The 18,135-nt window shown below is 42.3% G+C and carries 20 protein-coding genes; all 20 read left to right on the top strand.

Annotated features, from left to right (window positions below; genetic code table 11):
- Positions 1-871: 871 nt before the first annotated feature.
- The 20 genes from ACXACM_RS07015 to ACXACM_RS06920 all read left to right on the top strand — a co-directional run bounded on the left by ACXACM_RS07015 (position 872) and on the right by ACXACM_RS06920 (position 17,632).
- Positions 872-1,567 (top strand): hypothetical protein, encoded by a 696-nt coding sequence (locus tag ACXACM_RS07015; protein ID WP_474820705.1) that lies wholly within the window; start codon positions 872-874, stop codon positions 1,565-1,567.
- 687 nt (positions 1,568-2,254) lie between these two features.
- Positions 2,255-2,503 carry a hypothetical protein gene (locus ACXACM_RS07010; protein ID WP_474820704.1) on the top strand — a complete coding sequence of 83 codons (249 nt, stop codon included), beginning with the start codon at positions 2,255-2,257 and terminating at the stop codon, positions 2,501-2,503.
- A 571-nt stretch (positions 2,504-3,074) separates the two neighbouring features.
- Positions 3,075-3,482: a GNAT family N-acetyltransferase gene (locus ACXACM_RS07005; RefSeq protein WP_474820702.1), complete on the top strand. Its 408-nt coding sequence runs from the start codon at positions 3,075-3,077 to the stop codon at positions 3,480-3,482.
- A 493-nt stretch (positions 3,483-3,975) separates the two neighbouring features.
- Positions 3,976-4,350, top strand: coding sequence for a hypothetical protein (locus ACXACM_RS07000; protein WP_239247973.1), 375 nt, complete (start codon positions 3,976-3,978; stop codon positions 4,348-4,350).
- 567 nt (positions 4,351-4,917) lie between these two features.
- Positions 4,918-5,637, top strand: coding sequence for a hypothetical protein (locus tag ACXACM_RS06995; protein ID WP_474820700.1), 720 nt, complete (start codon positions 4,918-4,920; stop codon positions 5,635-5,637).
- Positions 5,638-5,760: 123 nt separating this feature from the next.
- The gene (locus tag ACXACM_RS06990; RefSeq protein WP_474820699.1) at positions 5,761-5,997 is read left to right on the top strand and encodes a hypothetical protein; all 237 of its coding nucleotides are present in this window, start codon (positions 5,761-5,763) and stop codon (positions 5,995-5,997) included.
- A 594-nt stretch (positions 5,998-6,591) separates the two neighbouring features.
- Positions 6,592-7,104: a hypothetical protein gene (locus tag ACXACM_RS06985; protein WP_474820650.1), complete on the top strand. Its 513-nt coding sequence runs from the start codon at positions 6,592-6,594 to the stop codon at positions 7,102-7,104.
- Between the two features lie 543 nt (positions 7,105-7,647).
- Positions 7,648-8,223, top strand: coding sequence for a hypothetical protein (locus tag ACXACM_RS06980; protein WP_474820698.1), 576 nt, complete (start codon positions 7,648-7,650; stop codon positions 8,221-8,223).
- Positions 8,224-10,088: 1,865 nt separating this feature from the next.
- Positions 10,089-10,436, top strand: a complete 348-nt coding sequence (locus tag ACXACM_RS06975) for a cupin domain-containing protein (RefSeq protein WP_474820696.1) — start codon at positions 10,089-10,091, stop codon at positions 10,434-10,436.
- Between the two features lie 108 nt (positions 10,437-10,544).
- The gene (locus tag ACXACM_RS06970) at positions 10,545-11,027 is read left to right on the top strand and encodes a hypothetical protein (protein ID WP_474820695.1); all 483 of its coding nucleotides are present in this window, start codon (positions 10,545-10,547) and stop codon (positions 11,025-11,027) included.
- Positions 11,028-11,150: 123 nt separating this feature from the next.
- On the top strand, positions 11,151-11,588 hold the full coding sequence (locus ACXACM_RS06965) for a T6SS immunity protein Tdi1 domain-containing protein (RefSeq protein WP_474820694.1): 438 nt from the start codon (positions 11,151-11,153) through the stop codon (positions 11,586-11,588).
- A 142-nt stretch (positions 11,589-11,730) separates the two neighbouring features.
- On the top strand, positions 11,731-12,096 hold the full coding sequence (locus ACXACM_RS06960; protein WP_474820692.1) for a hypothetical protein: 366 nt from the start codon (positions 11,731-11,733) through the stop codon (positions 12,094-12,096).
- 142 nt (positions 12,097-12,238) lie between these two features.
- Positions 12,239-12,727: a GNAT family N-acetyltransferase gene (locus ACXACM_RS06955; RefSeq protein ID WP_474820691.1), complete on the top strand. Its 489-nt coding sequence runs from the start codon at positions 12,239-12,241 to the stop codon at positions 12,725-12,727.
- A gap of 127 nt (positions 12,728-12,854) precedes the next feature.
- Positions 12,855-13,271: a hypothetical protein gene (locus ACXACM_RS06950; RefSeq protein ID WP_474820690.1), complete on the top strand. Its 417-nt coding sequence runs from the start codon at positions 12,855-12,857 to the stop codon at positions 13,269-13,271.
- Between the two features lie 625 nt (positions 13,272-13,896).
- Positions 13,897-14,229, top strand: coding sequence for a hypothetical protein (locus tag ACXACM_RS06945; RefSeq protein WP_474820688.1), 333 nt, complete (start codon positions 13,897-13,899; stop codon positions 14,227-14,229).
- 118 nt (positions 14,230-14,347) lie between these two features.
- Positions 14,348-14,734 (top strand): hypothetical protein, encoded by a 387-nt coding sequence (locus ACXACM_RS06940; protein WP_474820687.1) that lies wholly within the window; start codon positions 14,348-14,350, stop codon positions 14,732-14,734.
- A 529-nt stretch (positions 14,735-15,263) separates the two neighbouring features.
- Positions 15,264-15,644: a DUF5071 domain-containing protein gene (locus tag ACXACM_RS06935; protein WP_474820686.1), complete on the top strand. Its 381-nt coding sequence runs from the start codon at positions 15,264-15,266 to the stop codon at positions 15,642-15,644.
- A 184-nt stretch (positions 15,645-15,828) separates the two neighbouring features.
- Positions 15,829-16,083 carry a PspC domain-containing protein gene (locus ACXACM_RS06930; protein WP_474820653.1) on the top strand — a complete coding sequence of 85 codons (255 nt, stop codon included), beginning with the start codon at positions 15,829-15,831 and terminating at the stop codon, positions 16,081-16,083.
- Between the two features lie 113 nt (positions 16,084-16,196).
- Positions 16,197-16,709 (top strand): hypothetical protein, encoded by a 513-nt coding sequence (locus ACXACM_RS06925; RefSeq protein ID WP_474820650.1) that lies wholly within the window; start codon positions 16,197-16,199, stop codon positions 16,707-16,709.
- 578 nt (positions 16,710-17,287) lie between these two features.
- Positions 17,288-17,632 (top strand): VOC family protein, encoded by a 345-nt coding sequence (locus ACXACM_RS06920; protein WP_474820684.1) that lies wholly within the window; start codon positions 17,288-17,290, stop codon positions 17,630-17,632.
- Positions 17,633-18,135: the final 503 nt, after the last annotated feature.

Raw genomic sequence — 18,135 nt, 5'->3', positions numbered from 1 at the left:
TTAAACTTATTTCTAATTCGTCGGTAACTTCTCGTCTTGCTTTTCAATTCACAGCGGCAATACTCGAACATTTTACTGCGTAAACAACGCGCTCTTTTCGGCCTCTCTTCGCAGATAATTCAAGAACGGCTACGACCAAGTACGTGAAAGGTTGTTTCCAGTTCTACAGTTGCTGCATCAGTACTTAATTGTGGCCGCAAATCTCTTTTAATCGCCGCTTAAGCTCAGCATGCGCCATGGCTGGTCGTTAAAAACATCGCAAACAAAATCAAAACCGCACCCTTTTTACTTGCAGCTTTATCCACAAATCATTTATAACAAACAAATTAAGTCGCCCGCTGCGCGGGCTGGGACGCAAACATGTGGGCGGCTTCGCCATTTTCACCCACATGTCCGCGCCCCTTATTTGGAAGTTATAAACCATGGCGCAATTTGGGCTTAAACTCTTTTTTAAGCCGTCAGTAACTTCTCGTTTTGCTGTTCAATCAGCTGCGCCTGCACTCATACATTCTACTGCGTAAACAACGCGCTCTTTTCGGCCTCTCTTCGCAGGTAATTCAAGAACGGCTACGACCAGGAAAGTGAAAGGCCGTTTCCAGTTCTACAGTTGCTGCATCAGTACTTACTTGTGGCCGCAAATCTCTTTTAATCGCCGCTTACGCTCAGCATGCGCCATGGCTGGTCGTTAAAAACATCGCAAACAAAATCAAAACCGCACCCTTTTTACTTGCAGCTTTATCCACAAATCATTTATAACAAACAAATTAAGTCGTGCGCTGGCGCGCACTGGGACGCAAACATGTGGGCGGCTTCGCCATTTTCGCCCACATGTCTGCGCCCCTTATTTGGGCGTTATATTCGTTGAGGAAACATGGATATTCTTATTTATCTAATCATTGGACTGGCTTTCTTATTTATATTTCTTCATTTTTTCTCAAACGAACGAAAGCTAGCCCAGCGATTTAAAAATATTAAAAGACAGAATTACTCAAGCTTAAAAGATGCAAACACAGTACATGTATATGGTCGAACAAAACTCACCAAGGAACTGCTCTCTCCTCTAACTCAAAATAATTGCTGCTATTATGAATCTATAGTTTATGAGACGAATAGGTTTGGAAAAGATGATGTAATAAAAAATGAAGCTGACTGGAGTATATTGAAAAAGGAGATACAAAGTGCCAACTTTTTGCTAGAAGTCGATATGAATCCGATATTCATTATAAATTCGAGCCCTGAGGTTTTAATAAAAAAGACAGTTGATACACATAGCGAACAGCTCTTAAGTAAGTCTGAGTACGAAAGTTACTGGCCTAACATTAAAAACTTTCTTGAAAAGCATGGTTTTCGAGTCAGTAATATTTACGATAAAAATGAAAAGCGAATAAAAGAATCGCTTATCGGAGATAATGAACCTATGGCAGTAATAGGTTGTGGCAAGTGGGTTAAAACTGCTGAGTATCCAGAATTACTTGAGATTGTAAAACAGGATGATATATACGTAATATCGGCTTCTGATAAATCACCGCTAATTCTCACAAACCAAAATTCGTTATTGTGGGGTTAGCCGGCGAAGAGTGGTCAACGAACATAACAAACACATTAAGGCGCTTCGCTGGGACAGTAACACGTGGACTCTGTCGCTTCGCTCGGATTTTAGCCCACGTGTTACTGCCCCTTATGTGGGTGTTATGTGGCAAAGGAACATGCAGAGATATAAGGTAAGCCTCAAGCTCAAAAATTCTCACGGCGACAGAAACTTTGAATTTCTGGGTACATGGATTGGGTTTTCGGGAATGCTCTTTGTCATAGGTTGCATATCTTTTTATGAATATCCTAAACCCGCATTAGCTGACACTGTTCCGGTAGTTACTGTCGCTTTTGCATTCTATTGGTTTGCTAGTCAAATTCGTTGGTTAATCATAGTCTTTTGTGTTTTTTCCTTGCTCGCTTCATGTCTATTTTTAGCTTCTTCAATTTTCTCAAATATCGACTGCGCTCAACTAATAAACCCACGCCAGCAACTACATTGCGTACAGGACAATCTTTACCCAAGGGTAGCTTTTGGTTATCTTCTTAGTTTGTTTTTGGTCAGTTTGTATTACTGTGTAGGTTATTTTAAACGTGCCACATAACAAAAAAATTATGTCGCCCGCAAGCGGGCTGGGACACAAACAGGCAGGCGGCTTCGCCATTATCGCCTGCCTGTTTGTGCCCCATATTTAGGCGTTATATGCTTCAAGGATGACAAACAATGATACAGTTTTTTCTTGGAATAATTCTGCTTACGATTGGAATGTATGGTTTATACACAGGCTTTAATGCCTATTTAAACAGCGCAATATTATTGGCAAGTACCTTATTGATTTTTATCAGCTTCAGAAAAAAAGCGGCTTTAAAGAAAGTTAGGAACAAAGATGCATTTGTAACAACACAATCTGGACTAGAAGGTAGCGATTCGGGGTGTTCAAATACTGTAGGCGCTGACTTTAACGATTGCTAGGCGGGTTTTGTAAGCACGCACATAACAATCAAATTAAGTCACTCGCTCCGCTCGCTGGGACACAAACATGGCGGCTGTGTCACTTCGTTCCGATTATAGCCGCCATGTTTGTGCCCCTTATTTGGGTGTTAGGCGTCATTTACTTACAGCATTAAAATGTGGGTTTAACCGTGACACTCCAGCATCAAGGTTGTTTCGCTAGGGTGTCTTTACAGCTTACTTTTTCGGTAGTTTCAACGGCTTTAGCAACGTGCTTTTCATCAACACCGCAACGCCAACATTCTGCATCACCAGCCTTCTAAACTCGCTCTTTTATCCTGCAATGTCCTTAACATCTGGCATTTCGCACAGGGTTGTTTTATCTTAAATTCAATAATTTAAACAAGCGGCCTATTTGGCTAGTGGTGGCAGCAAAGCTGCGTACTTTCCTTTGTACGCCTAACAAAACGCTGTTGGCACTCCCTTCGGTCGCTGGGACGCTAACACGTGGGCTGACTCACTTCGTTCGGATTTTAGCCCACGTGCTAGCGCCCCAAAGCTTAGCGTTATAAGCCTTAACCAGAGCTGAGCTATGGAAATTGAAATCTCTTCTGATAAAACGAAGCTCGACGTTGAGTTCATTCATCGTTTCTTGTCTCAAGAGTCGTATTGGGCGAAAGGCCGTTCTCTAGAAACAGTGGTTAACACTATCCAAAACTCTTTTTGTATTGCAGCCCATTCAAAGGGACGTCAGGTTGCATTTGCAAGGGTAGTAACAGACTATTGTACTCATGCATACATTATGGACTTCTTTATTTCAGATGGTCTGCGAAATACCGGAATTGGTAGTTCATTGTTAACGGCATTACTTGATGCGCCTGAGTTGGCTGCAGTTAACAAGTTTACTTTAAGTACAGACTCAGCTTCGCAGTTTTATTGTCGTGCGGGTTTTAAACCAGTAGCGAAATCAGTATTAGCTTGGGAGCGGGGCGGCTTATAACAATCGCATTAAAACGCTCGCAGGCTCGCTGGGACGCTAACACATGGGCTGCGTCACTTCGTTCCTAATTTTAGCCCATGTGTTATCGCCCTTTATGCGGGTGTTATGTGTCGGTGGATTAGAATTAGCTTTGAAATGTAAAAAATGTGGAAGCTTGATTCGCCCTTTAGAAGTCAGGGGGTCAGGCAGACATTCAATATTCAAATGTCCAGTCTGTGGTAACAGGGTTTCCAGTGGCTCGCGGAAAGGCTTTATAGCGTTAATTGGTATTGCGGTCGTTTGTTGGGCTGTCGCATTCAGTTATTATCACTTAACCAACTAGCTTACGCCGAGCTAAAACTATCTAAAATCAGAGTTGTTTTTAGCTTCGCCACATAACAAACACATTAAGTCGTTCGCAGGCTCGCTGGGACAGTAACACGTGGGCTCTGTCGCTTCGCTCGGATTTTAGCCCACGTGTTACTGCCCCTTATGTGGGGTGTTATGTGTCACTATGAAATTGAGTCTTATTGTCGTATTTTATCTTTTTTCTTGGGATGTTATTGCAATGGAGCGCAACACCGGCGTCATTGATAAATTAATTCAAAATAACAATTACTCAGTGGAACTTTGGGAGCCTCGCGGGTTAATACCATCTCCAACCGCAGTCATTATCTCTCTTGAAAAAACAACGAATGAGTTTTTGATTTCGCTAAGGAAAATCCATCTCAATGACGGCCTTACTAGCGAGCAAAAGAAAGAACAAATTCAATTGTTAGTTGATCAGCTTCCATGGCTTGATTTTGATACTGAAGAAAGGGAGTTTCTTGCAGACACCATAGCGCCCGCTATTCAGTCTGTTGGGTTCAACCCTTGGAGCATCATTTGAGTAAAACACATAACAAACACATTAAGTCGGTCGCAAGCTCCCTGGGACAGTAACACGTGGGCTCTGTCGCTTCGCTCGGATTTTAGCCCACGTGTTACTGCCCCTTATGTGGGTGTTATGTGTTCTGAGGTAGACAAATAATTAAACGGATTTTTTTAACAGTTATTTTTTTCTTAGTTGTAATGCCCGCTTATTCTTATGGTACAGCGTCAGGCTGCAATTCAGAATGCCAAGAACTTGCTAGAAATATTTCGTCCAACAACCCTTTGATTGGGTTAAGCTACCTCTTTGCTCCAATTGTAGGGCTAGTAGTGTTCATTGAATGGAAGGGAAAGCCAAATAAAGTAAGCTCAGGGCAACACCAGTCTTTAGCAAAATTGCTTTATACCCTTGCGCTCATTTCGCTGATTTTATTGCTTTTGTTATAGACAAACACACATAACAAACGCATTAAATCGCTCGCAGGCTCGCTGGGACGCTAACACATGGGCTGCGTCACTTCGTTCCTAATTGTAGCCCATGTGTTAGCGCCCTTTATGCGGGTGTTAGGTGCGCAACGGAGTATTTATGCCGCCAAGTAGGTTTTGGGATAAAGATAGAAAAATCCAGGAAAGGTGGTTCCGCTATAAACTCCACAAAAGATATGGAAAGCGGCTTCAAAATTTACTTCTATCGAGACTTCATAGAAAGTTAGTAAAGGAATATCGGGTTACGGATGAGGCTATAGGTAATACTATCAGTGTTACAGTCACTCAGCTTAAAAAGATAGATGGGAATCTATTCCCCGCAACAAAAGAGTTTTTTAATATTTGCTTGTATTTCTTACTGGCTGAACGGGATATACAGGCTTTAAAGCCAGACGCTTTTGCTCACCCCAATGAGACAAAGAGAAATATAGCTCTGAGAGCATTGCTATTAACTATTTACGAATGGGATATGGGAAAAGTTACAGGCAAGAATATGAAGAATATTTATGAAGTAACTGGCATCTCTGCACAGGGTAAAAATAGATTAGTCAATAGTCTGAAAGAAGTGCGAAAATCAAGGAAGAACATAATAAGCCAATTTTCAGAGCTGCGTCATAATACTATTGCGCATCGAGATTCTGATGCATTGCAGCAATTTGAAATAATCTCAAATTTGAACGTACTAAAATACAAATCTTCTATAGAGAATTTCTATATAGCGACAAAAGAGCTATTTAGAGCAATGATCGATGCATTGTTAGAAATTGGTACGTTACCAAACCTGTTCTATCAAGTAATTAATGGTAGCAAGCGCACCTAACAATCACATTAAGCCGCTCGCAGGCTCACTGGGACAGTAACGCGTGGGCTCTGTCGCTTCGCTCGGATTTTAGCCCACGCATTACTGCCCCTTATGTGGGGTGTTAGCTGTCAGTAGGTAACCATGACTCAAAAGTCTTTACCAAGAAGAGCTGTTAAATATGCAGTAATATCATCTTCGATAATTATGCTTTTGGTTCTGTATGCAATGCTAACCAGAGAGGTTGTAGGTACACCTTTAGAAATCGTTTTCCGTTTGGTTGTCAGTGCTATTGGCGTATTTGGTGCAATGTGGCTGGTTTTTATTTTTTATCTGTTCACAAACCCAGATGCAGAAAAGCCCAGAGAAAAGGACTTTTAATACAATGGATCGTAACCAGCAATTCTTTCTTCGGTTAGCAATGCCAGCTAACAAAAAAATCATGTCGCCCGCAGGCGGGCTGGGACACAAACAGGCAGGCGGCTTCGCCATTGTAGCCTGCCTGTTTGTGCCCCATATTTAGAAGTTATAAACCATGGCGAAATTTGAGCTTAAACTCTTTTTTCAGTCATCAGTAACTTCAAGTTTTTCTTTTCAATCAGCAACGTCTGCACTCAAACTTTCGACTGCGTTAACAACGCGCTCTTTTCGGCCTCTCTTCGCAGATAATTCAAGAACGGCTACGACCAGGAAAGTGAAAGGCCGTTTCCAGTTCTACAGTTGCTGCATCAGTACTTACTTGTGGCCGCAAATCTCTTTTAATCGCCGCTTAAGGTCAGCATGCGCCATGGCTGGTCGTTAAAAACATCGTAAACAAAATCAAAACCGCACTCTTTTTACTTGCAGCTTTATCCACAATTCATTTATAACAAACAAATTAAGTTCGCCCGCTGCGCGGGCTGGGACGCAAACTTGTGGGCGGCTTCGCCATTTTCGCCCACATGTCTGCGCCCCTTATTTGGAAGTTAGCCACTTATGTATAGAATGGATGTTGTACAAACAATCAGGGATGAGAAACTTACTCTAAAAACCCCTTGGGCCTTAGGGCATTTTCATGTTTCCTTTCAGGTGCTTTTCAACGGCCTGCCTTTTGTTCTTATTAGTATATTGGCAACTGAGCTTCTTCAGCCATATATACAACAACAGTTCGCTCTTTTCAGTCTATTGATTGCAAGTCTAGCGGTCAGCTATTTCTTTGTTAGAAAGCAGTATTACCCAACAGTAATATCAGGAATTACTCGCGAGCAATTTCAACAAGCTGTAGAACCAGCTCTAAAAGAGCATGGTTTCAATATTGTTCAAGATAACAAGAAGTTCTTATCCGCCACCCGTACTGCAAACCGCGTACATATTTCCGATAATTTTTATGCTGCATACACACAACATAGCATTCTTATATTTTGTATTTGCGAACTGCCGCTTCCATTTTCTTACATTAAATCAAAAGCCGTTATTGCTTCTATTGTGACACGGTGTAAAAGTGGCTAACAAACGCATTAACCACTCGCTGCGCTCGCTGGGGACAAAAACACGTAGGCTCCCTCGCTTCGCTTGGTATTGTAGCCTACGTATTTTTGCCCGTTATGCGGGCGTTAGGCGTCATTTAATTACAGCATTTAAAAGTAGGTTCAGCCGTGACATTACAGCATTAAGGTTGTTTCACTAGGATGTATTTACGGCTGGCTTTTCCGGTAGTTTCAACGGCTTTAGCAACGCGCTTTTTATCAACACCGCAACGCCAACATTTAACATCATCAGTCTTCTAAACTCGCTCTTTTATCCAGCAATGACCTTAACATCTAGCATTTCGTACAGGGTTGTTTTATCTTAAATTCAATAATTTAAACACGCGGTCTATTTGGCTAGTGGTGGCAGCAAAGCTGCGTACGTTCCTTTGTACGCCTAACAAAACGCTGTTGGCACTCCCTTCGGTCGCTGGGACGCTAACACGTGGGCTGACTCGCTTCGCTCGGATTTTAGCCCACGTGCTAGCGCCCCAAAGCTTAGCGTTATATTTTTTAGGAGACATCGGTGGAAACCTGTAACACATGGCAGTGTATTAATAGCTTCGCGCCCTGGCTTTCTGCTGTGGGCACAATAACTATTTCGGGTATTGCACTGTGGCTGTCACTAAGGGATAAATTTATTCGACTCCGAAGTAATTTCAGTGGTGGATTAATCCCTAGTTATGATCCTCAAAAACTAGATACCTATGTTTATATTTTGGATTTTGTGAATATAGGTGCAAGGGAAGTCCAAATTGTTAACTTTGAGTGGCATAGTAGAAAACTTCCTGTTTTTAAAAAAATACGCAGTGTCATTCATCCATATCAAGATGAAAGAGTAGCTAGGTTTAGCTCAAAATTTCCAGTAAGGCTCAAAGACGGAGAGTCTGGCCAAATAGTTTTCGCGAATGACTTTATCGAGGTGTTGGAGCAACCAGAGTTATTTATCTTTTCTCAAAACTCAGTTGAGGCTTTCATTCAGATATTTTCTTCGAATATCTACCTCTGTACCTCTGTAGGTAAGAAAATTAAAGTAACAATGAAAACAGGCATCCGTAAGGAATTGTGGAACAAGTATAAAAAATATAACAAACCGCTGTAGGCGGTCGCAGGCTCCCTGGGACAATAACACGTGGGCTCAGTCGCTTCGCTCCAAATTTTAGCCCACGTGTTATTGCCCCTAAGCGGGGTGTTAGAAACCATGGCGCAGTTTAGGCTAAAACTCATTTTTAATTCGTCGGTAACTTCTTGCTGTTCTTTTCAATCAACAACATTTGTACTCAAACATTCTACTGCGTAAACAACGTGTTTTTTTCGGCCTTTCTTCGCGGATAATTCAAGAACGGCTACGACCAGGAAAGTGAAAGGCTGTTTCCAGTTCTACAGTTGCTGCTTCAGTGCTTACTTGCGGCTGCAACTCTCTTTTAAACGCCGCTCAAGCTCAGCATGCGCCATGGCTGGTTGTTAAAAACATCAAAAACAATTTCAAAGCCGCACTCTTTTCACTTGCAGCTTTGTCCACAAATCATTTATAACAAACAAATTAAGTTCGCCCGCTACGCGGGCTGGGACGCAAACATGTGGGCGGCTTCGCCATTTTCGCCCACATGTCCGCGCCCCTTATTTGGGCGTTATAAACCATGGCGAAATTTGGGCTTAAACTCTTTTTTCAGTAGTCAGTAGATTCACGTTTTATTTTTCAATTTACGGCATCAGTTCTCAAACATTCGACTGCGTAAACAACGCGCTATTTTCGGCCTTTCTTCGAGGATAATTCAAGAACGGCTACGACCAGGAAAGTGAAAGGCCGTTTCCAGCTCTACAGTTGCTGCACCAGTGCTTACTTGCAGCCGCAAATCTTTTTTTATCGCCGCTTAAGCTCAGCATGCGCCATGGCTGGTCGTTAAAAACATCGCAAACAAAATCAAAACCGTACTCTTTTTACTTGCAGCTTTATCCATAAATCATTTATAACAAACAAATTAAGTCGCCCGCTGCGCGGGCTGGGACGCAAACACGTGGGCGGCTTCGCCATTTTCGCCCACATGTCTGCGCCCCTTATTTGGAAGTTATAAACCATGGCGAAATTTGGGCTTAAACTCTTTTTTCAGTAGTCAGTAGATTCACGTTTTATTTTTCAATTTACGGCATCAGTTCTCAAACATTCGACTGCGTAAACAACGCGCTATTTTCGGCCTTTCTTCGAGGATAATTCAAGAACGGCTACGACCAGGAAAGTGAAAGGCCGCTTCCAGCTCTACAGTTGCTGCACCAGTGCTTACTTGCAGCCGCAAATCTTTTTTTATCGCCGCTTAAGCTCAGCATGCGCCATGGCTGGTCGTTAAAAACATCGCAAACAAAATCAAAACCGTACTCTTTTTACTTGCAGCTTTATCCATAAATCATTTATAACAAACAAATTAAGTCGTGCGCTGGCGCGCACTGGGACGCAAACATGTGGGCGGCTTCGCCATTTTCACCCACATGTCCGCGCCCCTTATTTGGGCGTTATAAACCATGGCGCAGTTTAGGCTTAAACTCTTTTTTCTGTAGTCATTTAATTCACGTTTTACTTTTCAATTTACGGCATCAGTTCTCAAACATACGACTGCGTAAACAACGCACTCTTTTTGGCCTTTCTTCGGTGTTAAGACAAGAACGGCTACGACCAAGTACGTAAAAGGTTGTGTCCAGTTCTACAGTTGCTGCTTCGGTGCTTACTTGGGCCCACAAATCTCTTTTAATCGCCGCTTAAGCTCAGCATGCGCCATGGCTGGTCGTTAAAAACATCGCAAACAAAATCAAAACCGCACTCTTTTTACTTGCAGCTTTATCCATAAATCATTTATAACAAACAAATTAAGTTCGCCCGCTACGCGGACTGGGACGCAAACATGTGGGCGGCTTCGCCATTTTCGCCCACATGTCCGCGCCCCTTATTTGGGCGTTATACCCTAAAAGGAATTTATGAAGATCTGTTCTCTCGAAAATGCTGAACATTACGTTTGGGGAAATGGCTGCGACGGCTGGCACCTAGTCAAATCCGAATCGCTTAGCGTGATACAAGAACGTGTTCCTTCTGGGTGCAAAGAAACTCGACATCTTCATCAGTTCTCTGAACAGTTTTTTTATGTCATTAGTGGCGTCGCATCGATAGAAGCCGACAAAGAGATTTTCCATTTAGAAAAAAATCATGGGCTTCATTTACCAGCAAATACGCCTCATCAGTTGTGGAACGAGCAGGAGTGTGATTTGATTTTTATAGTTACTTCAACACCACCTAGTCACGGAGATCGTATTGAGGTACGGGTATAACAACCCAATCAACACACTCACTACGTTCGCTGGGACGCATACACGCGGGGCGGCTTCGCCATTATGCCCCACATGCCTGCGCCCGTTATTGGAAAGTTATAAGCCACTATGAAAACAGTAACTTCACTGCCAGATGATGTAATAAACGAAGGAACATTCTTCGTAGAGACTTACAAACGGAAAATGCTCGGATTTATTGCGCCAGCTTTTCTTTATTTTCTAATGCCACTTTATTTAAATGTTGAGATGGTTGTATTCGTTTGCATTTTTTACGTGTACGTTTTGTTTTTTTCAAAACTATCAAGAGTTCTGTGGAAGTTTGGACGTTTAACTTGGTTTAAGTTATTTGGTTCTTTGTTGTTTGGTTTGGCGGCTGTTACATTCTTCAGGTTTTTTGATATTGGCCATTGGTTAATACATGAGGTAGGTTACATACCCGAGGGAGAAGTGAAGCATTACTTTGCTGCTGTTTTCTTTGTTCCTTTTGTCGCAGCATATTTTGATTCTTTTAAAAATGTAGAATTAGCCTTTTACAGGTCAAAAGGGTTTGATTATCAAGGATGGCTGGGTGGTTATTTTGGTGGCTTATAACAAACACATTAAGCCGCTCGCAGGCTCGCTGGGACAGTAACACGTGGGCTCTGTCGCTTCGCTCGGATTTTAGCCCACATGTCTGCGCCCCTTATTTAAAAGTTATGTGCCTAAGGTGGTAGCTTGAAAATTATTGATGCAATTAAATCTGCTTGGGGCTGGGTTGGCATAGATCCCGTAAAAGTAGTTGCAGAAAATGAATTTGGAAATTTGATAATTAGAGATTCTGCTGGAAAATATTGGCGCTTATGCCCAGAAGATAGCTATTGCTCGTTAATCGCGCATGATCGAAGTGCACTCGATGAAGTACTCGCAGACCCAGAGTTCATTGAAGACTGGGTGATGGCAAATCTGGTAAACGATGCAAAGGTAAAATTAGGTGAACTAAAATCAGGTTACAAATATCACCTAACAATTCCAGGGGTGTTGGGCGGAGAATACTGCGTCGCTAATATCGTATCAGTCCCTCAAATTGAGCAACTTACTTTTTCCGGAGATGTAGCAAGGCAAATAGAAACGTTACCAAATGGAGCTCAAATTGAGCTTAAGGTAATTTCGTAGCGGCACATAACAAACGCATTAACACTCGCTGCGCTCGCTAGGGACAAAAACACGTAGGCTCCCTGCGCTTCGCTTGGTATTGTAGCCTACGTGTTTTTGCCCGTTATGCGGGCGTTATGTGCCCAAGGAGAATTTGGATAACATGAAGTTTTTAAATTTATCTCTTTTTCTTTTGTTGCTTTCTGGTTGCACGACTGGTCGTTTGGAATATGTGACTCCTGAAGGAGAAACAAAGTATGCCTGTGAAGTGGAATACACTTGGGAACCGAGCGTAGATAAATATGCAGTAGAGTACATTTTAAGTCATTGTGCTAAACAGGCTGAAATAAATGGTAATACCGTAGTCCGAAAAGAATTGGTCAGTTTAGACTTATCAATTCCAGAAGCGCCAAAAGGTATGCACTGGAGCTTCGATTTAGCAAAATCGTTACATAAACAAGGACAACTCACCGACAAACAGTACGGATATATCATCGCGCACATGGACTTAGGTCATGACAAAAGTTAGTGTTTTGGCAGGGTCACATAACAATCCGCTGTAGTTCGCTCACTGCGTTCGCTGGGACAAATACTCGCTGGCTCCCGGCGCTTCGCTTGGTATTATAGCCAGCAAGTATTTGCCCCTAAGCGGGGCGTTATGAGACAGGGATATGCTCGTTCTTCGAAATTTTGAAATAGCCGACAAACCGGTAATCATCGATATATTAAACGATCCAGAAGTCACAAGGTTTCTGTCTTCTCGTATTCCTTTCCCTTACGCTGACAGTGATGCTGATTGGTGGCTCAGCGTTGGTTGCAAAAATGGAATTATCCGAGCAATAGAAGTGGACGGTAATTTTGCTGGTTGTATCGGTATCGAGCCAGGTCAAAATGAGTATGCATTCACTGGTGAACTTGGTTATTGGCTCGCTCGCGAACACTGGGGCAAGGGCATCGTAACGGAAGCATTACGTACACTTCTAGCTCAAATTAAACGCAATAATTTTGCGCGTGTTCAAGCTACAGTTTTTCAAGGGAACACCGCATCAGAATCCGTACTTTTAAAATGTGGTTTTAAGAAAGAAGGCAACCTTGAGAAAGCAGTGTATAAACGTCAGGCATTCTACAATGCTGTTTTATATGGCAAAGTAATCTCATAACAAGCGCATTAACACTCGCTGCGCTCGCTGGGGACAAAAACACGTGGGCTCCTTGGCGCTTCGCTTGAAATTGTAGCCCACGTGTTTTTGCCCGTTATGCGGGTGTTATACGAACGCAGGATAATTCGTGCTATATAGGTTTAATTTTAATCACTACATTTTATTGTCTGAAAAATGGCTAACGAAGATAGCCTTATTATGGTGCGGTTTTTCAGTATTATTGGGCTTTGTTGTTCAAGTAGAGATTGCTTTAATTATTGCGGCCCCGCTGATGACACTATGTATGTTCTTCGCGGGCATGATTTTGTCAAGCACTCTAATTGGATTTCAGAAGATAAATCCGTTTGCTAAATCAAATCCTAACTTCATCAAGTTTGCTATTTTGTTTTTTTGGTCTTTTGGAATTATTGCAGCGTTGTATTTCTTGTCCTCAGGAATTTTTCAGATAGATGAAAAAAATAGTACACGCTATTTCCTTGTTGTTGCAGCAGTCTTTCCATTAGGTCCAACGTTAGGAGCAGCAAAAGAATGGAACAAGGACTAATCAAGAGTTCGCATAACAACTCAATAAACACACTCACTTCGTTCGCTGGGACGCATACACGCGGGGCGGCTTCGCCATTATGCCCCACGTGCCTGCGCCCGTTATTGAAAAGTTATATGACAAAGGTACTTTTGTGTTTCCAGTCTTCTTTTTGATTTCATTTCTTCTTGGAAATTTCATAGGTTTTCGAATTGTTCTCCACCTACTCAAAGTGACTGAAAATGTAAACAAGCGTAGTATGTTACTTACTGGTTTATTTTTAATTACGCAGGCTTTTTCAGCTTCAATTACCTATTTGACGGGTTTAGTAGAGCCAGCGTCAGTTGTAATATCTATAGTGTTGTTTTCGTTCATTTTAAAGCGCTTTATGGTTTTGAAACTATGGCAAGTTATCTTGATCCCCATCGGCGTATCATTAGTCTCTGGGCTTATATTGGCTATCTTGCTAATGTCTACAGTGCAATTATGGGGTGGTTCAAGGGTTTAATCAGCATGTCATATAACAACCCAATCAACACACTCACTTCGTTCGCTGGGACGCATACACGCGGGGCGGCTTCGCCATTATGCCCCACATGTCTGCGCCCGTTATTGGAAAGTTATGTGCTAAAAGGACTCTCGCACTATGAGTTTTAAAAGCTGGAAAACAGGATTTTGGTTTTGCTTTGTTCTTTTACTTTTTTCAAATGGGTATTGGTTCTTGGTTGTGGTTGACCAAGCAGTAACTAATAAATATACATCAATGGAACTCTACTCTCAGGAAGAAGCTGTAACTGAGCTAGGAAAGCTCATCGTTGCTGGAATAGAGTCCAAGTCTAAAAAAGATGTTATTTTCCTTTTACGTCAAGCAAATCCTGACGCATTCATCGTGGACGGCGAGGATGTAATTAGCTATCAAAACATAAGTTTTTACTTTAAAAATGATAAGCTTGTAAGTATTGGTGAGCCACGCACATAACAAACCACTCAAGGCTCTCGCTTCGCTCGCTGGGACGCTAACACATGGGCTGCGTCACTTCGTTCCTAATTTTAGCCCATGTGTTATCGCCCCTTAGTGGGAAGTTATGCACTACTTTATGAATCGAATATTTTTAGGTATTTTCTATAGCACGCTGACAGTATTTACAGTCACCTTTCTCGTTGGTGTTCTTGATTCAATGTATAACGAAAATACCATGATAGAAATATCAGCTTTTATTGCATGCGTTGCCGCACTGGTAGCATTAATTGTCACAACCTTCCTTGGGTTGCCCATTCATTTCCTCTTGGCAAAATTTAATAGAACTAACTTAATCTGGTACGTCTGCGCGGCAACAATTCCTAGTGTATTATTTGTTTATATTCTAAAGCCGTTTGGGCAAGACGCAGAGAGTGTTATTTTTTACCAAGCACTTTTTTGCAGTGTCTGTGGTATGTTAGGTGCGACAGCTTTTTGGTATGTGGTTGTTTTCAAACGCGCATAACAAACAAATTAAGTCGCCCGCTGGCGCGGGCTGGGACGCAAACACGTGGGCTGCTTCGCATTATAACCCACGCGTCTGCGCCCCTTATTTGGGCGTTAGGCGTCATTTACTTACAGCATTAAAATGTGGGTTAAACCGTGACATTCCAGCATCAAGGTTGTTTCGCTAGGTTGTCTTTACCGCTGGCTTTTTCGGTAGTTTCAACGGCTTTAGCAACGTACTTTTCATCACACAGCAACGCCGACATTCTGCATCACCAGTCTTCTAAACTCGCTCTTTTATCCAGCAATGTCGTTAACATCTGGCATTTCGCACAGGGTTGTTTTATCTTAATTTCAACAATTTAAATAAGTGGCCTTATCGGCTCGTGGTGGCAGCAAAGCTGCGTACTTACCTTTGCACGCCTAACAAAACGCTGTTGGCACTCCCTTCGGTCGCTGGGACGCTAACACGTGGGCTGGCTCACTTCGTTCGGATTTTAGCCCACGTGCTAGCGCCCCAAAGCTTAGCGTTAGGTGTCAATTGAGCAATGGTTCCTTTATCAAAGCACGACCTCAACTCTGTAGAAAAACTCTCAACCGCCTCAGACGATGAAGTAATGCAAGTTTTACCTCAACTTCTTGAATGGCTACAAGATTACAATTGGCCTGTTTTTCCCATAATTTGCAATAGAGTCGCAGTGTTAAATAAAGGTCAAGAAGAACATATTAGAAGTATTCTCAAAGGAAATGACATCATTTGGAAATGCAATATTGTTGGCCTGTTATTCCCATTGATGCCTTTAGAAAAAGTTGTAATTTACAAGGATGTTTTGCATAGCCTCATTGATAACCCATCAAGAGAAGGTGCCGAAGAAGGGCTAATTGACTATGCTGAAGAGCAATTATCAAGAATCAAAGGAAACACCTAACAAAACGCTCAAGTCGCAACCCGCTGCGCGGGTCGCTGGGACAAAAACACAATGCGGCTTCGCCATTTTCGCATTGTGCTTTTGCCCCTTAGCTTAGTGTTAGCTGTCATTTGTGCCTTGTAGTCTGTGAGCTTATTTAACAAGTCACATTGTTTTTTTATTTCTTCATGAAACAGGAGGTTTTATGCAACAAAGGGACTTGCCGGTTCTCACGCGGGGAGAGCACGGCATTATCGCAGGCGTATGCTCAGGACTTTCTCAATATTATGGGTTCCGTAAAACGGGGCTTCGAATAGCGTTTCTTGTATTTTCATTTTTCTTTGCCTTGCCAGTTATTTTGTATATTGTTTTGTGGCTGATTTTGCCCAAGTACCCAACTACTCAGGCAATGGCACGGCAGCTTCGAAGGCAAAGTGGTCGTTTGGGAAAAGACAGCTAACAAACAAATTAAGTCACTCGCTTCGCTCGCTGGGACACAAACATGGCGGCTGTGTCACTTCGTTCCGATTTTAGCCGCCATGTTTGTGCCCCTTATTTGGGTGTTAGCCACTTATGTATAGAATGGATGTTGTACAAACAATCAGGGATGAGAAACTTACTCTAAAAACCCCTTGGGCCTTAGGGCATTTTCATGTTTCCTTTCAGGTGCTTTTCAACGGCCTGCCTTTTGTTCTTATTAGTATATTGGCAACTGAGCTTCTTCAGCCATATATACAACAACAGTTCGCTCTTTTCAGTCTATTGATTGCAAGTCTAGCGGTCAGCTATTTCTTTGTTAGAAAGCAGTATTACCCAACAGTAATATCAGGAATTACTCGCGAGCAATTTCAACAAGCTGTAGAACCAGCTCTAAAAGAGCATGGTTTCAATATTGTTCAAGATAACAAGAAGTTCTTATCCGCCACCCGTACTGCAAACCGCGTACATATTTCCGATAATTTTTATGCTGCATACACACAACATAGCATTCTTATATTTTGTATTTGCGAACTGCCGCTTCCATTTTCTTACATTAAATCAAAAGCCGTTATTGCTTCTATTGTGACACGGTGTAAAAGTGGCTAACAAACGCATTAACCACTCGCTGCGCTCGCTGGGGACAAAAACACGTAGGCTCCCTCGCTTCGCTCGTAATTGTAGCCTACGTATTTTTGCCCGTTATGCGGGCGTTAGGTGACAAGTGGAGAGCCTGAGAACAATTCTTTTTTTATGTGGCGCTTTCTCTTATTTGTATTTTTTATATAAATACGTCAATGCACTCGACCTAGTTTGCAAAGAGTTGAAGTCGCAAGACAATTTAAAAGTTTTTGGTATAACGGTAGAGCCGACAAAGTTAATTTTACTTGCAACTCCCAAGCTGACTGCTACGTTGATAAGTCGCTCGTATATGAAAGGCCGTCAAAGTGGTTCGAGTTTTGTGTGCGCTCATAATTTGGCAAGAAAATACTTTTTAGCTATGGCTTTCTCTGCGCTTTCTTCGTTTTTATTGGTAGTTTTGCTCAAGGATGTTTGAGATGTCACCTAACAACTCAATAAACTCGCTCACTACGTTCGCTGGGACGCATACACGCGGGGCGGCTTCGCCATTATGCCCCACGCGCCTGCGCCCGTTATTGAAAAGTTAGCTGCCTTTGGAAAGATTCATGGATGTAATAGATATAAAAACATTTGTTCCAAGTAAGGATTACGAGATTTCTAAATCTTTCTACTCGGAAATTGGATTCAAATCAGAATACGTAACCGATGACCTCACGCTTTTTAAAAACGGAGAATGCCTTTTCTTTTTGCAGCGCTTTTACAATGAGGACATGGCCAAGAACTTCATGTTGCAAATCTGCGCTTCAGACATATACGATGCGTATGAGATATGTTCTAAGTCGGAAAACAAATCCAAGATTACGCCAATACAACAAGAATCTTGGGGCAAAGTTTTTTATTTATGGGGGCCAGTAGGTGAACTGTTGCACATTACGCAGTTGGGCAGCTAACAAAACGCTCAAGCCACTCCCTTCGGTCGCTGGGACGCCAATACGCGGGGCGGCTCCGCCATTATGCCCCACGTATCTGCGCCCCTTAGCTTAAAGTTATAAACCATGGCGCAGTTTAGGCTAAAACTCATTTTTAATTCGTCAGTAACTTCTCGCTGTTCTTTTCAATCAACAGCATTTGCACTCGAACATTAGACTGCGTAAGCAACCCACTCTTTTCGGCCTTTCTTCGCTGACAATTCAAGAACGGCTACGACCAGGAAAGTGAAAGGCTGTTTCCAGTTCTACAGTTGCTGCATCAGTGCTTACTTGGGGCCACAAATCTCTTTTTATCGCCGCTTAAGCTCAGCATGCGCCATGGTTGGTTTTTAAAAACTTCATCAGCAAAAAATAAAACCACACTCTTTTTACTTGCAGCTTTATCGGTAAATCATTTATAACAAACAAATTAAGTTCGCCCGCTACGCGGGCTGGGACGCAAACATGTGGGCGGCTTCGCCATT

It is taken from the genome of Alteromonas sp. AWQ4_252 (genome assembly GCF_056158205.1).
Note: the sequence above shows the minus strand (reverse complement) of the source record. Positions and strands in the feature narration are given on the sequence as shown.

Bases quoted from the DNA above. Each gene is read 5' to 3' on its own strand.
- ACXACM_RS07005 (WP_474820702.1), top strand. From the start codon at position 3,075: ATGGAAATTGAAATCTCTTCTGATAAAACGAAGCTCGACGTTGAGTTC.
- ACXACM_RS06970 (WP_474820695.1), top strand. From the start codon at position 10,545: ATGAAAACAGTAACTTCACTGCCAGATGATGTAATAAACGAAGGAACA.
- ACXACM_RS06940 (WP_474820687.1), top strand. From the start codon at position 14,348: ATGAATCGAATATTTTTAGGTATTTTCTATAGCACGCTGACAGTATTT.
- ACXACM_RS06975 (WP_474820696.1), top strand. From the start codon at position 10,089: ATGAAGATCTGTTCTCTCGAAAATGCTGAACATTACGTTTGGGGAAAT.
- ACXACM_RS06930 (WP_474820653.1), top strand. From the start codon at position 15,829: ATGCAACAAAGGGACTTGCCGGTTCTCACGCGGGGAGAGCACGGCATT.
- ACXACM_RS06920 (WP_474820684.1), top strand. From the start codon at position 17,288: ATGGATGTAATAGATATAAAAACATTTGTTCCAAGTAAGGATTACGAG.
- ACXACM_RS06935 (WP_474820686.1), top strand. From the start codon at position 15,264: ATGGTTCCTTTATCAAAGCACGACCTCAACTCTGTAGAAAAACTCTCA.
- ACXACM_RS07000 (WP_239247973.1), top strand. From the start codon at position 3,976: ATGAAATTGAGTCTTATTGTCGTATTTTATCTTTTTTCTTGGGATGTT.
- ACXACM_RS06985 (WP_474820650.1), top strand. From the start codon at position 6,592: ATGTATAGAATGGATGTTGTACAAACAATCAGGGATGAGAAACTTACT.
- ACXACM_RS06995 (WP_474820700.1), top strand. From the start codon at position 4,918: ATGCCGCCAAGTAGGTTTTGGGATAAAGATAGAAAAATCCAGGAAAGG.
- ACXACM_RS06955 (WP_474820691.1), top strand. From the start codon at position 12,239: ATGCTCGTTCTTCGAAATTTTGAAATAGCCGACAAACCGGTAATCATC.
- ACXACM_RS06960 (WP_474820692.1), top strand. From the start codon at position 11,731: ATGAAGTTTTTAAATTTATCTCTTTTTCTTTTGTTGCTTTCTGGTTGC.
- ACXACM_RS07010 (WP_474820704.1), top strand. From the start codon at position 2,255: ATGATACAGTTTTTTCTTGGAATAATTCTGCTTACGATTGGAATGTAT.
- ACXACM_RS06925 (WP_474820650.1), top strand. From the start codon at position 16,197: ATGTATAGAATGGATGTTGTACAAACAATCAGGGATGAGAAACTTACT.
- ACXACM_RS06945 (WP_474820688.1), top strand. From the start codon at position 13,897: ATGAGTTTTAAAAGCTGGAAAACAGGATTTTGGTTTTGCTTTGTTCTT.
- ACXACM_RS07015 (WP_474820705.1), top strand. From the start codon at position 872: ATGGATATTCTTATTTATCTAATCATTGGACTGGCTTTCTTATTTATA.
- ACXACM_RS06990 (WP_474820699.1), top strand. From the start codon at position 5,761: ATGACTCAAAAGTCTTTACCAAGAAGAGCTGTTAAATATGCAGTAATA.